Annotated in this window: 11 protein-coding genes; 10 read left to right on the forward strand and 1 reads right to left on the reverse strand. The window is 68.6% G+C overall.

Features of this window, described 5'->3' with window-relative positions; all coding sequences use genetic code 11:
* Nucleotides 1-2: 2 nt before the first annotated feature.
* From ccsA to qhpG, 5 genes are all read left to right on the forward strand, one after another.
* Complete coding sequence (gene ccsA / locus C664_RS03855) at nucleotides 3-2,075, forward strand: cytochrome c biogenesis protein CcsA (protein ID WP_004253558.1); 2,073 nt, start codon at nucleotides 3-5, stop codon at nucleotides 2,073-2,075.
* A gap of 140 nt (nucleotides 2,076-2,215) precedes the next feature.
* A complete protein-coding gene (locus C664_RS03860) occupies nucleotides 2,216-3,004 on the forward strand; it encodes a TorF family putative porin (protein WP_004253560.1) in 789 nt (262 codons plus the stop codon).
* Nucleotides 3,005-3,448: 444 nt separating this feature from the next.
* On the forward strand, nucleotides 3,449-5,173 hold the full coding sequence (locus tag C664_RS03865; protein ID WP_004253563.1) for an ABC transporter ATP-binding protein: 1,725 nt from the start codon (nucleotides 3,449-3,451) through the stop codon (nucleotides 5,171-5,173).
* A gap of 2 nt (nucleotides 5,174-5,175) precedes the next feature.
* On the forward strand, nucleotides 5,176-5,859 hold the full coding sequence (gene qhpE, locus C664_RS03870) for a subtilisin-like serine protease QhpE (protein WP_004253564.1): 684 nt from the start codon (nucleotides 5,176-5,178) through the stop codon (nucleotides 5,857-5,859).
* A complete protein-coding gene (gene qhpG, locus C664_RS03875) occupies nucleotides 5,849-7,192 on the forward strand; it encodes a flavin-dependent monooxygenase QhpG (RefSeq protein WP_004253566.1) in 1,344 nt (447 codons plus the stop codon). The genes qhpE and qhpG overlap by 11 nt, the downstream gene beginning before the upstream one ends.
* Nucleotides 7,193-7,294: 102 nt before the next feature.
* Here the strand turns inward: qhpG and C664_RS03880 are convergent, their stop codons facing one another.
* Nucleotides 7,295-8,281: a helix-turn-helix domain-containing protein gene (locus tag C664_RS03880; RefSeq protein ID WP_004253568.1), complete on the reverse strand. Its 987-nt coding sequence runs from the start codon at nucleotides 8,279-8,281 to the stop codon at nucleotides 7,295-7,297.
* Between the two features lie 521 nt (nucleotides 8,282-8,802).
* On the opposite strand from C664_RS03880, the gene peaA reads away from it, so the two are divergent.
* The 5 genes from peaA (at nucleotide 8,803) to C664_RS03905 (ending at nucleotide 14,784) form a co-directional block, all read left to right on the forward strand.
* A complete protein-coding gene (peaA, locus tag C664_RS03885) occupies nucleotides 8,803-10,386 on the forward strand; it encodes a quinohemoprotein amine dehydrogenase subunit alpha (protein ID WP_004253571.1) in 1,584 nt (527 codons plus the stop codon).
* A gap of 68 nt (nucleotides 10,387-10,454) precedes the next feature.
* Complete coding sequence (gene peaB, locus C664_RS03890) at nucleotides 10,455-11,885, forward strand: quinohemoprotein amine dehydrogenase maturation protein (protein ID WP_004253573.1); 1,431 nt, start codon at nucleotides 10,455-10,457, stop codon at nucleotides 11,883-11,885.
* Nucleotides 11,882-12,208, forward strand: a complete 327-nt coding sequence (gene qhpC, locus C664_RS03895) for a quinohemoprotein amine dehydrogenase subunit gamma (RefSeq protein WP_004253576.1) — start codon at nucleotides 11,882-11,884, stop codon at nucleotides 12,206-12,208. The genes peaB and qhpC overlap by 4 nt, the downstream gene beginning before the upstream one ends.
* A gap of 11 nt (nucleotides 12,209-12,219) precedes the next feature.
* Nucleotides 12,220-13,353, forward strand: a complete 1,134-nt coding sequence (gene peaD, locus C664_RS03900) for a quinohemoprotein amine dehydrogenase subunit beta (RefSeq protein ID WP_004253579.1) — start codon at nucleotides 12,220-12,222, stop codon at nucleotides 13,351-13,353.
* Between the two features lie 114 nt (nucleotides 13,354-13,467).
* Nucleotides 13,468-14,784: an alginate export family protein gene (locus tag C664_RS03905; protein ID WP_004253581.1), complete on the forward strand. Its 1,317-nt coding sequence runs from the start codon at nucleotides 13,468-13,470 to the stop codon at nucleotides 14,782-14,784.
* The last annotated feature ends 32 nt before the right edge of the window (nucleotides 14,785-14,816 follow it).

The following is a 14,816-nucleotide window of genomic DNA, read 5'->3' on the forward strand; positions in this document are numbered from 1 at the left end:
TGCTGGGCGCCGGCCTGTGCGCGCTTGCCGCCGGCCTGCGGCCAGATGGCCGCGCGGCCTGGGCACGGGCCGCGGCGGCGCTGCTGTGGGGCACGCTGCTCGGACTTGCCCTGTTGCTGCTCGGCGACCGTTTCGAAGTGCGCTACGTCTGGCTCTACAGCGGCGCCGAACTGCCGCCGCACCTGAAGCTGGGCAACGTATGGGGCGGCGACGAAGGCACGACGCTGCTGCTGGCGGCCTTCTGCGCCAGCCTGGCGGCACGCGGCCGCGGCCAGCCCATGCGCGTCGACGCCACCGCGCTCATCGCCGCAGCCATCGCGCTGCTCGCCGCCTGGCTGGGGCCGTTCTCCGCCACGCCCGCCGAGCTGCTGGCGCAGGCGGCATCGCAGGGCATGAACGCCCACCTGATGAAGATCTGGATGCTGCTGCATGCGCCGCTGGTGCTGGCGGCCTACGCGTGGACACTGGCGCTCGCCGCGCCGGCCCTGGCCGCGCTCGGCGGCCACGCCACCCAGTGGCCGCACGATGCGCACATGCGCGCGCGCCGCGCCTGGATGCTGCTCACCGCCGGCATCGGCTTCGGCATGGTGTGGGCTTTCGAGGATGCGATGTACGGCCTGGTCTGGCACTGGGACCCGGTGCAGACGGCGGTCTTCGCCGTCTGGTGTCTGCTCGGTGCCCACCTGCACGGTGTCCCGGGCTGGCGGGCGGGACGGCCGGCATGGCGCTGGATGCCGGCAGCCGCGCTATTCGCGGCGGTGCTCACCCTGGTCGCCATGGGCGTGACCCGGCACGAGGCGCTCGCCAGTTCGCACCGCTATGTCGGCGCGGCCAGCGCACCGGTGTATTTCGCCCTCGCCGCGCTGCTCGCGGCCGCCGGCGCGGCGATGTGGTGGCGCGGACGCACCCGCGTCGCGCCCACACCGCTGCGCCAGGGGTTCGCCGCGTGGGGCCTGCGCCTCACCCAGTATGCCTTCGCCGTCGTCGCGGCCGCCGCCGCCGCGCATCTGGCCTGGGCCTTCCATGCCAGCGCCCAGGAACTGCCGCGGCCGGACGACCTGAAGCCCTTCTTCGCCACGCTGGCCGGCTGGGCGCGCGGCAGCGAGCTGCCGGCGCTGAGGGCGGCCTTCTCGCAGTGGGACGTGGACGGCTACGCGCTGGCACGGGCGGCGCTGTACCCACTGATCCTCATCGGCCTGCTCGGCGGCTGGTTCTTCATGCGCCGCCTGTCGCCGCGGCTGGGCTGGATATCGCTGGCGCTGGCGGCGCTCGCCTGCGGTGGCGTCTGGCTCGAAGGCGGCCTGCTGACGCACGAATACACCGGCACCGGGGTGCTGTCGCAACGGATCGTCGCAGTGTTGCCGCGCATCGACGCCAGCCTCGCGGCGGGCGCCTACCTGGCCCTGGCGGCGAGTGCCTGGAGCATCCGGACGGCAGCAAGGACGAGCGCCAGGGGCTACGTCCTCGCCGTCGGGCTGGTGCATGTGGGGGCAATGTGCGCGCTGTGGGGCGCCCTGCTGTCGACGGCACTCAACGGCTACTCGCAGCACGTCATCACCCTGTCAGACGACTGGCAGCGCGACCATCATGGCTACGCCTTCCGCGTCACCGGCGTCGATGTCGAGCGCACGGCCGACGGCGGCCGCGCGGACGGCGACGGCTTCCGCGCCTTCGCCCACATCGAGCTGCTGACGCCTTCGCAAAGCCTCGTCAGCGGCCAGACCCTGTACCGCGACGGCCGCAGTGCCATCGAAGGCTACAGCGGCCCGATGCGCGAAATCTGCGAGATCCTCGATTACCGCTACGCGCGCTATGCCGATTCCCCAGGCTACGTGCTGCACCCCTTCATCGAACGCGGCTGGGCGCGCGACGTGCAGTTGTGGGTGTCCCCCGCCGCGGCCGTGGCCGCCCTCGAAGGCGGGCCACAGACTCCACAGGCGACAGTGGTGCTGCGCCACTTCCCGTTCATCTCGCTGCTCTGGCTCGGCCTGACGCTGACCCTGGCCGGTGCGCTGTGGCTCGCATTCGCACCACGCCCCCCCCGGCCTCCAAAACCCGCGCCGGACCTCGCCTGACACCGTTGCCAAGCTTGCACGACTTCCCGGGCGCCTCGCAGGCAGCAGCACCCCGGCATTGCCCGGGGCCCACAAGCCGGCGCTTCCGAGCGCCTCTAACCGCCCCCACCGGCCCACAACAAATCAAGGAGACACCCGAAGTGAAGCCATACATCAAACGCACGGCCCTGAACGTCCTGCTCGCAAGCCTGCTGGCCGCGGCCTCCGCCGTGCATGCCAGCGACACGGCCACGCCGCCCCTTGCCCTCAGCGCGAACGTCAGCCTGGTTTCGCAGTACGTGTTCCGCGGCATCTCGTATTCCCAGAAAAGACCCGCCATGCAGGGCGGCTTCGATCTGGCGCATGAGAGCGGACTCTACCTCGGCGTGTGGGGCACCAGCGTCAGCGACGATGCACTCAACAATGCATCGGGCGAAATCGACGTCTATGGCGGCTACGCGAACACCCTCGGCGACGTCAGCTACGACATCGGCCTGCTGCAGTTCATCTTCCCCGGCGGCAGGATCGATGGCACGGGCGAAAAGTACGACACGCTGGAACTCTACGCCGGCGTCACGTGGAAGTTCCTGAACCTCAAGTATTCGCACACCCTGGGCGACTACTTCGGTTTCAACGACAAATCCTTCGGCCTGGGGCGGGGCGATTCGAAGGGCTCGCACTACGTCGAGGCCAATGTGGCGCATGAATTCCTGTCCGGCTGGACCGTCAGTGCCCACGTCGGCCACCAGTACGTGCGCAACTATGGCGAATACAACTTCACCGACTGGAAGATCGGTGTGGAAAAAAGCTTCGACTGCGGCTGGCAGGCGGGACTCGCCTGGGTCGACACCGACGCCGACAAGCCGCTCTATACCGTGTGCGACGACGGCCGGCACTGCAAGAACACGGCGTCGGGCAAGTGGCTGGTCCACCTGACGCGCAGCTTCTGACTCCCCAGGCGCGGCGCCCGCCTGCGTGGCCCGTCCCGCAGAATCGGCCGCCGCAGCCTGGAAGCGCTTCGCCAGTCCCTGGCCGTCGTCCCTCCTCGCCTTTGATGTGTATCCAGGTGAGCATCCATGGCTCGCGGCTTAGTGCCAGCCGGTCGTTGCGCTGATGCCAGCGATGAGTTTATCTATTGTTTAGCAACCGGTTGACATGCATGCTGATCCCTTCACGCGCTTTGGAAAGCACCACGATGAGTCTGCTCTGCCCTATATCAATAGTCGCCGAATTAACCTGGAACTCGGGTGGTGAGAAGGGTGCAAGGACCTGCGAGTGCTCGCCAGCCTCTCCTCGGGCTTGACCTTGGTGATTTGGTTGATCGGAGAAATGGAACGGGCCAGGGTAGCCCGCCGGTCGCAAGGATGGGGCATGCAACTGCTTGAGGGCGTCCCGTGCTGAGCCGCCTGGTCCATAGCGAGCGGCCGGACGAGCTGCGCCGCGGCCTGCATTGGCTGTACGGCTTCGTGCGGCCGCAGCGGCGCGCGATCGCCGGACTGCTGCTGCTGTCGCTGTGCGCGACCCTGCTGGTGCTGCTGCAGCCGTGGCTGACCAAGATGCTGATCGACGACGGCCTGCTCGCGCGCGACTATCCGACCCTGGTGGCGGTTGCCTGCGGCATGGTGCTGGCCGGCATTGCCGGCACCGTGCTGGCCGGCGTCAACCGGCAGCTGCACACCCGCCTGTCCGGCCGCATCCTGTTCGCGCTGCGCAGCGATCTCTACCGCCACCTGCAGACCCTGTCGCCGGCTTTCTACGGCCGCCAGCGCATGGGCGACCTGATGTCGCGCCTCGACGGCGACGTGGCGGAAATCCAGCGCTTCGCCGTCGACAGCCTGTTCGCCGCGGTCAGCAGCCTCATCGGCCTGTTCGGCGCGCTGGCGCTGATGCTGAGCCTGTCGTGGCAGTTGTCGCTGCTGGTGCTGGTGCTGGTGCCGGTCGAAGCGGCCTGGTTGCGCTGGATGCGGCGCAAGGTGGAGGCACGCACGCGCACCGTGCGCGAGCGCGCGGCGGACGTGTCGAGCTTCCTGGTCGAGACCCTGCCGGCGATGAAGTTCATCCAGGCCTCGCGGCGCGAAGCCGACGAACGCGCCCGGCTCGACGGCCTGGGCGGGCGCTACCTCGACGACTTGCTGCGGCTGCAGCGCACCGAGTTCTTCACCCAGGCCGTGCCGTCCACGCTGACTTCGCTGACGCGCGCCGCGGCTTTCCTGATCGGCGGCTGGTGGGTGATCGAAGGCAGCTGGCAGCTCGGTGCGCTGATCGCGTTCTCCACCTACCTCGGCATGGCGACCGGGCCGGTCAACAGTCTGCTTGGCCTCTATGTCGCGATCCAGCGCATGAGCGTGAGCCTGATGCGGGTCAGCGAGCTGCGCGAGGCCGCGGCCGATGTCGTGGAGGATGCCGCCTCGGCGCAGGCCGTCATTCGGGCCTGGCAGGGCAGGATCGAGTTCGAGGAGGTCGTGTTCCGCCACCAGGGGCGCGCCGAGGCGGTGCTCGACGGCGCCCGGCTGACGATTCCTGCCGGCAGCAAGCTGGCGCTCACCGGCGCCTCGGGCGCCGGCAAGTCCACCCTGATCGACCTCCTGCACCGCCATTACGATCCCTACGCCGGCAGCATCCGTCTCGACGGCGTCGACCTGCGCGCGATCCCGCTCGGCGAGCTGCGCCGCGCGGTGGCGGTGGTGAGCCAGGACATCGTGCTGTTCCGCGGCACGCTCGCCGAGAACATCCGCTACGCCGCGCCGCAGGCGGACGACGAGGCGGTGCGTGCGGCGGCGCGGCGGGCACATCTGGATACGCTCGTTGCCAGCCTGCCGCAGGGCCTGGATACGCCGCTGGGCGAGCGCGGGCAGCAGCTCTCCGGCGGCCAGCGCCAGCGCATCGCGATTGCGCGTGCGTTGTTGCAGGACCCCTGCGTGCTGGTGATGGACGAGGCGACCTCGGCGGTCGACGAGGCGACCGAGGCGGCGATCATTGCCGAGGTCGATGCGCTCTTCGCCGGGCGGACCCGCATTCTGATCAGCCATCGCGCGGCGACGCTCGCGGGCTGCGATCTGCGCCTGCGGCTCGACGCCGGGCGGCTCGAGGTGCTGCCGCTGGCTGCGGAGACGGTGTAGGGATGGCAGCGCGGATCGCGGTGGTCGATAGTGGCTGCGCCGCGGTGCATGCATTGCGGGTGCGGGCGGCGGCTGCCTTCGTGCTCGATGACAACGGCGTTCGCCAGGAGCCGGTGACCGCCGACGCGCTCGGCCACGGCAGCCGCGTGGCCGACATCCTGTTGCATTGCGCGCCGCAGGCCGAGCTGCTGGTCGCCCAGGTGTTCCGCGATCGTCTGACGACCACTGCGACGCAGGTGGCGGCGGCGATCGACTGGGCGGTGGCGAACGGCGCCCAACTCGTCAATCTCAGCCTGGGCCTGCGCGAACCGCGGCCGGCGCTGGCCGAAGCCTGCGCGCGCGCGGTGGCGGCCGGTGTCGTGCTGTGCGCGGCGGCGCCGGCGCGCGGCGATGCGGTGTATCCGGCAGGCTTCGCGGGTGTGCTGCGGGTGAGCGGCGATGCGCGCTGCGCGCCTGGCGAGCTCGCCGCGATCGGCTCCGCCGAGGTCGATTTCGGTGCCCATGTGCGCCCGCTCGATGGCGGTCTCGCCGGCGCGGGCGCAAGCATGGCCTGCGCCTGGCTCAGCGGCCAGGCGGCGCGGCACCTGGCGGACGGTGGGGGCGTAGGCACCCTGCGCGCCTGGCTGGCGGAACAGGCCAGCCACCACGGCGTGGACAATCCGAGGAGCAGACATCATGGCGGCTGAAGGCATTGTGATCATTGGCGCCGGGCCTGCGGGCGCGGCAGCGGCGATCGGGCTGGCGCGGATGGGCGAGCCGGTGACGCTGGTGGGCGAGCCGCGCCGCTTCGCCGCGGTGGAAGGCGTTTCGGCGCGCGTCATCGACGCCTTGCGCGGCCTCGGTCTGCAGCAGGCGCTGACGGCCTTTGCGCCGCCCTCGCCGCGGCGGGCGGTGTGGAATGGCACCTATACCGAAGCCAACGTGGAAAGCCTGGTCGACCGCCAGCGCTTCGACCGCGGGCTGCTCGACGATCTCGAACGCCTGGGCGTGCCGGTGGTGCGCGGCCGGGTGACGACACTGCATTCGGCGTCCGGACGTCACGAACTGGAGATCGACTCCGACGCCGGGCCGCGCACGCTGGCGGCGGACTTCCTCGTCGAAGCCCGTGGCCGTGCCGCGCCCGGTGGCGGAGCGCCGCGCGTGCGCGGGGTGGAGACGGTGTCGCTGCTGCAGTATTGGCAGGGGCCGCCTGGCGCGGCGGCTTCGGCGGTGCTCAGCGTCGAGGATGGCTGGATGTGGATGGCCGCGTTGGCCGACGGGCGGCGTTACCTCCAGCTGACGATGGACGTCGCCAGCGCCGACCTGCCGCCGAAGAAGGCGCTCGGCGACTACTGCAGCGCACGGTTTCGCGCGGTGGAGGCAGCGGCGCCTTTCCTGCGCGATGCGGAGCCGGTCGGCGAACCGCACGCGCGCACCAGCACGGCGGTGCTCAACGAAGTGGCGGCGGGCGATGACTGGATCCGCGTCGGCGATGCGGCAATGGCGGTCGATCCGCTGTCGGGCAATGGCATCTTCCAGGCCCTGTCGTCCGCACTGCAGGCGCCGGCCGTGGTGGCCACCCTGCGCCACGACCGCCGCCGCGCCGCGCTTGCGCGACAGTTCCACACGCGTCGGATCGAGCATCTGTTCTTCCGCTTCGCCCGCATCGGGCGCGACTTCTACGCCCAGGAAACGCGTTGGCCCCAGGCCCCGTTCTGGGCCGCACGCCGCGGCTGGCCGGATGCCGCACCGCTGCACGCCGCGGTGACGCCCGAGACCGTGCGCGTCGCGCGCGGGCCGGTGGTGTGCGCGGGACGGATCGTCGAGGAGGACGTGGTGGTGACGCCCGACCAGCCGCTCGGCGTGTGGCACGTCGACGGCCTGGCGGTGGCGCCCATGCTGGCCGCCTTGCGTGCGGCGGGCGGTTCTTCGTCCGACAAAGGAAGGTGCGAGGCACTGCTGTGTGCCCGTTTCGGACTCGAGCCGGCGCGCGCTGCGGCCTTGCTGGCATGGATGCAGGCCCAGAACTGGCTCGTTTGAACGCTGACGGCAGGAATTTTGTGGTCGAAGCGGAGAGCGCGTTGCCGATTTGGGCTAATGGTTCCAGCAAAAAATTCTATTTGGCGCGCGCGCCGCTCCGCTTCAGCCGGCACGCCTGAGCGTGTCCGACGGTAGTTCGCCGAACATCGTCTTGTACTCGGCGGAAAAGTGCGACAGGTGCCAGAAGCCCCAGCGCGCGGCGATGTCGGCGACCGTGCTGCGGCCGCTGGGGTCGGCGGCCTTGAGCGCGCGGCGCACCGCATTCAGGCGGATGGCGCGCAGGAACCTCACCGGGTTGAGATCGAGCACGTCCTGGAAGCTGTACTGCAGGGTGCGGCGCGACACGCCGAGCTCGATGCACAGGTCGGCGACCGTGATCGGCTCGTCGATGTGGGCCTCCATGTAGGCACGTGCGCGCGCCACCACGAGCTGGCGGGCGCGACAGGACGGGGCCGGTGCCGCCTGTCCGCTGCCGGCCGACAGCGTGTCGAGCAGGGTGGCGAACAAGGCCTGCTCCATGGCCTTGCGCATCTGCGGGTGGAGCAGCAGTTCGGGGGTCGCACGCAGGCTGGCCATCATGGTCGCCAGCAGTTGGCCGAGCGCTGTCATTCCCTCGGGCGTGGCGGGCGCCAGCTTGCGCCCGGCGAGCTCGGCCTCGAGGTTGCGGTGGTCCACCTGCTGCGCATAGTCGCGGAGCGCCGCCGAATCGGCGGTACAGGCGAGGATCTCGAGCCGGCGCGGGGTGCGGAAATCGAGCTCGTCGTCGCCCCCGAGGGTCAGCATGGACTGCGCGTCATAGACCTCGCCGCCGAACCAGCCCGTGCCTTCGATCGCGATCGGCACGGCGAAGGTGCGTGAGCCGCGCCACGCGCCGCCAGCCTGATGCACCGACTGGTTCAGGCCCTCGCGAAAGAGCTGCACCTTGCCGAAGCAGAACTCCTCGAACACGCCGGCGAAAGCGCCCGCCGTCAGCTGGTCGTAGCGCTGCTGCCAGTTGGTCAGGCAGGCCGCGTGATCATCGGCGTCGAGCGTGTCGCGCAAGGTGTAGGAGTAGGGGGCGCGAACCGAAGGCTGGGCAGCCGGGCTCATTGCCCGCACCCCCTCGGCAGGTGCCAGGTGGCGTTGGTGAACATGTCTCGTCCTCTCTCGATCGGTGTCCGATCGTGCTTGTCGTTATGTATGTCCCTGCCGGAACAGGGGTTAAGTGAACGTTTCTCCCCTGCTGCGCGGTCGGTTTTCAGGATGGCACGGTGGTGGGTGACTTTGCAACCTGGAGCCGTGGCCGGGCCCTCGCCCTCGCTTGCCGTTTTCGGATAACGCGCACGGAAGGTCCGCGCCTACGATCTGCTCGCCTTCTGCATGGATCCGGCGCCGACCGGACAGCTGGAGGCAAAGCCAGCAGCTGTGCAGGCCCTCGCAGAAGGGCTGGACGCGGACTCGCGTGACCTTGCGGTGGCGTGAGGAGGAGACAGGATCGGATCGCCCGTTGCGAACGGTGTCCGTTGTCGCCCTCGGACTGCGCAGCGCTGCGGTGTTCTCCTCAAACGGGTCGGCTTGGCCGGCCCGCCGGGGGGATGCTTCATCAAAGGATATGAAGAGGAGATCCGGTCTTGAAAATCAGAACCCTTGCCACTGCCCTGAGCAGCATGGCTGTGATTGGCATCTCGCTGGCGCACCCCCAGGCGCACGCCTCGGCCGAAGCGCTGATCCGCGCAAAGTGCTTGCCCTGTCACACCGAAAGCGACGACGGCATCAGCCGTATCAGCCAACAGCGCAAGACGCCTGAAGGCTGGCTGATGTCGGTGGCGCGCATGCAGATCGTCCATGGCCTGAAGATCACCGACGAGGAGCGCCGTACGGTGGTCAAGTATCTGGCCGACACCCGGGGCCTGGCACCGTCGGAGACCGCCGGTGCGCGTTACGCGATGGAACGCCGCCTCAACACCATGGAGGCCTTCGAGTCCGAGCAGTTCACCCAGATGTGCGCGCGCTGCCATACCGGCGCGCGCGTGCTCCTGCAGCGCCGCCCCGCATCCGAGTGGGAGCATCTGGTGCATTTCCACCTCGGCCAGTACCCCACCGCCGAGTACCAGGCCCTGGGCCGCGACCGCGACTGGTTCGGCACCGCGTTGAAGGAGATGGTGCCGGAGCTGGCGAGCAAGCTGCCGCTGGAGTCGGAAGCCTGGAAGCAGTGGCAGGCGCACGCGCCGCAGGCGGTGAAGGGCGAGTGGAGCATGAGCGGCCACATGACCGGCCGTGGCGGCTTCTCGGGCGTGATGAAGGTCGCGGCGGGCAAAGGCAAGGATCGCTACACGCTTGCCTTTGACGGTCGCTGGGACGACGGCAGGCCGATGCAGGGCAAGGGGCAGGCGCTGATCTACACCGGCTACGAGTGGCGCGGTGACCTGATGGTGGATGGCACGCCAATGCGCCAGGTGTTCGCGGTGGAAGACGGTGTGATGCGCGGCCGCATGTTCATGCGTGATCAGGATGAGGTCGGCGCCGACGTGGTCGCCAGCCTGCAAGGGGCCGGCAACAGCCGCGTGCTGGCGGTGCATCCTTCGTACCTGAAGGCGGGCGAGAGCGCCGAGCTGCGTATCGTCGGTTCCGGCCTGGCGGGCGACGTGACGCTGCCCGCGGGCGTGAAGCTGATCGACACGGTCAAGCGTTCCGCGACCGAGGTGGTGGTTCGCGTGCAGGCCGATGCCGCGGCCCGCGGCGTGCACCCGGTGATGGTCGGCAAGGCTTCGGGTGGCGCGCTGGCGCTGTACGACAGCGTGGCCGCGGTGAAGGTGCTGCCCGCGTTCGCGGTCGCCCGCATTGGCGGCAACGGGACGCCGACGGCCAAGGTCGAGGCGCGCTTCGATGCCGAGGCGTGGGCGGCTGGCGCCGACGGCAAGGCCGGCACCGAGGATGATTTCCGCATCGGCGTGATGCCGGCGAAGTGGTCGGTGGAGCCTTTCAACGAGGTGGCGGCACACGATCAGGACGTCAAGTTCGCCGGTCTGATGGATGCCGCGAGCGGCGTATTCGTGCCCGGAGACGCTGGTCCCAACCCGGCACGCCGCATGTCGGCGAGCAACGTGGGCAACCTCAAGGTGGTGGCCGAGGTGGAGCAGGGTGGCGAAAGACTACGGGGCGAAGGCCAGGTCATCGTGGCGCCGCCGCGCTGGAACAACCCGCCGCTGCCCTGATCGGTGGTGCGCTTCGTTCCGGCAGGCGCGGCCTGCCCTCCGCAATCCCGACACCGAAGGAGGCTCCCATGGGTGCCGTCTTGAATCTGGTGCAGAACAACCTGCACGAGCTGCGCGTCGATGAAACGCGCATGCTGTTCCACATCCCGAGCAGTTCGCTGTTCGCGCTCGACCCGCTGACTGCGGCGCTGATCGATCGCATCCGTCGTCAGAGCCTTACCGCCGAGGCGCTGATCGACGGCCTGCGCACCGAGTTCGACGCCGACGAGGTGGCCGAGGCGATCCGCGAGCTGGTGGCCCTCGAGCTGGTCGACGACGGTCGTCCGGCCGGCGCCACTGCGCTCGCGCACACCTTCGAGCGTTTCCCGCTCACCACGGTGGTGCTCAACGTCAACACGGGCTGCAACCTGAGCTGCACCTACTGCTACAAGGAAGATCTCGACAAGCCCTCGGCGGGTCGCAAGATGGCCTTCGAGACCGCACGCGACGCGATCGAGATGATGTTGCGCGAATCGCCCGACGAACCGCGCTACACCGTCGTCTTCTTCGGTGGCGAGCCGCTCAGCAACCTGCCGCTGATCAAGGACGTGGTGGCGTACTGCGAGACGCGCTTCCCCGAGCTCGGCAAGCAGGTCGATTTCGTCATGACGACGAACGCCACGCTTCTTGCAGACGACACGATCGACTGGCTCAACGCCCACCGCTTCGGCCTGTCGATCAGCATCGACGGTCCCAAGGCGATCCATGACCGCAACCGGCTCACGGTCGGCGGTCAGGGCACCTACGAGACCGTGCGGCGCAAGGCCGAGCGCCTGCTGTCGCGCTACAGCGCGCGGCCGGTCGGCGCGCGCGTCACGCTGACCCACGGCACCACCGAGGTCGAGCGCATCTGGGACCACCTGTTCAACGAGCTCGGCTTTGCCGAAGTCGGCTTCGCGCCGGTGACCTCGGGCGACATCAGCACCTTCAACCTGACGGGCGAGGAGCTGGTCGAGGTCTTCGCCGGACTCAAGCGGCTTGGTCAGCGTTACCTGGAGGCGGCGCTGGAGGGGCGCAACATCGGCTTCTCCAACATGCACCAGCTGATCACTGACCTGCATGAAGGCCACAAGAAGGCGTTGCCCTGCGGTGCCGGGCTGAAGATGCTCGCGGTCGATCACAAGGGCGAACTGAACCTGTGCCACCGCTTCACCGGCTCCACGCTGCCGACCTTCGGCGATGTGAAGAACGGCATCAAGCGCGAGCAGCTCGGCGACTTCCTGTCCCAGCGCCTGGATCGTACGGATACCGGCTGCGCGAGCTGCCGCATCCGCAACCTGTGCTCGGGTGGTTGCTACCACGAGAGCTACGCGCGCTACGGCGATCCGGCACATCCCACCTATCACTACTGCGATCTGATGCGGGACTGGGTGGACTTCGGCATCGAGGTCTACAGCCGCATCATGGCCGGCAACCCGGCCTTCATCGAACAGCACATTTCCCCGAGGAGGGCGTCATGAAGCATCTCAAGGCGATCAACAACAAGGCGCGACTGCTGGACAAGGCGGTCGCAGAGGACCGGGTCGAGGAAGTGGTGGCGATGAGCGCCATCGCCGGCTGCACGGCGACGGTGGACCCGGGCTGGGAAGTGGACGCCTTCGGCGGCGTGGCTTCGCTGTGCCAGCCGATGGAGTCGGATCTCTATGGCTGTGCCGATCCGTGCTGGTGGCCGGCCCAGGTGCCGGACGTGATGAACACCTACCCGGACTGGAACAAGGACGCGGCCAATACCCGCGAGGACTGGCGCAATCTCGGCTCGGTCTTCCCGGGCGACAAGCTGTGAAGGGGGCGGACATGAAGAAAACGATGATCGGCTGCGCCCTGCGCCGCACCGCGGCTGCGCTCGCCTGCCTGGCCGCCGGCACCTTGCACGCCGCCGCCAACGAGTCGCTGGCGCTCAAGCCCGGCAGCGAGTACCTGATGGTGGCCAACTATCCGAACAACCTGAACGTGGTCGACCTGGCCAGCGAGACGGTCTACAAGACCTGCGCGTTGCCCGACGCGTTCGGGCCGGGCGTCACGCAGATTGCCCCCGACCGCCGCACCGCCTACATCCTCAACAACCGCTTCGGCACGATCTACGGCGTCGACCTCGATACCTGCAAGCTCACGTTCCGCGCCGAGATGTCGCAGGGCGATAACGAGCGCGCCAAATCGATCGCCTCCTTCACCATCAGCCCCGATGGCAAGGAACTGTATGCGGTGCAGAACCCGACCACGATCAACCGCGACCACTATCGTGTCGGCGAGCCACGTTTCGCGGTCTACGACACCGGTGCCGGCCTGGAGGCCAGGCCGGTGCGCACCTTCCCGGCCCCGCGCCAGGCCAACATCATGCAGTCGGGCGACGACGGCGCGGTCTACCTGGCGGGCCCGAACATCTACAAGGTGGATGTGAAGACCGGTGCCATGACGGTGGCGCTGCCGATCCGGGACTGGCAACGTTCGACGCATGCCCCGCTCGACGTGCTCTACCTGTGGCCGGTGCAGACGCCCACCCGGGACTTCACCATCCTGTACACCACGGCGAAGTTCCAGGACGACAAGCAGGACATGGCGACGGCCGAGTACCAGTACGGTTTCCTGAACGTCAACCTGAAAAATGGCGAGACCGAGGCGCGCGAGTTCGGACCGCTGACCGAGATCTACTTCACCGGCATCCGCTCGCCGAAAGACCGCAACATCATCTACGGCCTGCTGCATCGCCTGACCAAGTACGACATCGCCCAGCAGAAGCTGCTGCAGGCCGCCGAGCTTGATCACACCTACTACACGGTGCTGACCAACCAGTCAGGTAGCCGGCTCTATCTCACCGGCACCTTCAACGACATCTCCATCCATGACGCCGACACCCTGGGCAAGGTCGGCCAGGTGAAGCTGCCGGGCGGGGACATGTCGCTCGGCACCGGGCAGGTCTTCGTGCGCTGAATCCGCACGCACACGTACTGATCCGCTGACCCGCGTCGCGGGGCGTTCATCGGGGCCTCACCGTCCCCGAGAGCCCCGCGCACGCCAAAAAAAATCAATCAGGAGACGAACATCATGCGCATTCACACGACCGTGGCCGCCCTGCTCGCGGGGCTGGCCACGCTGGGCAGCGCGCAGGCCGCAGATTTCTACGAACGCGATGGCACCACCCTGGGGTTCAACGTGGACGGCATGGCCGGTGCCTTTTCGACGAGCGAGGACTACCTTGCCGAGGGCGGCAAGAAGTGGCGCGAAGCCTTCGTGCATGGCGTGCTGGTCGGCAAGACCCGCGCCGGCGAAGGCGAGTTGTATGGCGGGCTGGGCGCGATCGCGCAGGGCACCTGGGGCGACGGCGACGCGGGCGGCTACACCAACGGACGCGAGCGCGATGTCGATCTGGAGGATGCCTACCTCGGCTGGCGCAGCGCTGGCGGCCTGCTCGATTTCTCGTTCGGTCGCCAGCAGTTCCAGCTCGGAGACGGCTTCCTGATTGCAGGCGACCGCATCAACCTCGGCAGGGGGCTTGACGCCTTGGGTGTTGATGTCGACCGTGGCGGCGCCTACTACCTGGCGGCGAAGAAGAGTTTCCGCAACACGGCCATCCTGCGCGTGGACCCCGACGGCCCGCTGCGTGGCGATGCCTTCTGGCTGCAGTCGGACAACCCCTACCAGCAGGACACCGAGCTCGGCGGGTTGAATGTGGAGTACGTGTCCGAGACCCACGGCACCCTGGGCCTGAGCTGGATGAAGGTGCTCGACGTGGACAAGGGCGCCGGGCTGGGCATCTTCGACCGCCGCGACGGCATGCGCATCACCAGCGTTCGCGGCCAGGGCAGCCTGGGGGTGGAGAACCTGTTCCTGTCCTTCGAGTACGTCGACCAGCGCGGTGGCAGCGCCGCGGTGAAGAACGACGCCGACGCGTGGACGGTCGAGGGCGGCTGGACCTTTGCCGACCTGCCGTGGAGCCCGACGCTGAACTACCGCCACGCCCGCTTCTCGGCCGACAAGGCCGGAACCGCTCGCAACGAGGCTTTCGACCCACTGTTCTTCGGCCTGAGCCGTGGCCTCGGTACCTGGTTCCAGGGCGAAGTCGCCGCCAACTACGCCGGCCCGGCCAACAGCGGCAACAAGCTCGATCGCGTCGAGCTGACGGTGGCCCCGCGTGCGGACCTGTCGGTGAGCCTGCAGTACTGGGACATCAAGTCCATCGGCGACGCCCCGGATCTCGACGGACGCGAGATCGACCTGTTCGCCTTCTGGCAGATCAACGACAACTTCACCTTCGTGCCGCTGATCGGTATCTACGAGCCGCGCGGTGACAGCGTGAAGGCGGCGCAGGGCAACGACCGGCGCAACGTCTATCTGCAGGCGGTGATGCTGTTCAACTTCTGATGGCGACGACGCCTTCCCCAGACCAATACACA

Source organism: Thauera sp. 63 (genome assembly GCF_000310165.2).
In the GTDB taxonomy this organism is placed as follows: Bacteria; Pseudomonadota; Gammaproteobacteria; order Burkholderiales; family Rhodocyclaceae; genus Thauera; species Thauera humireducens.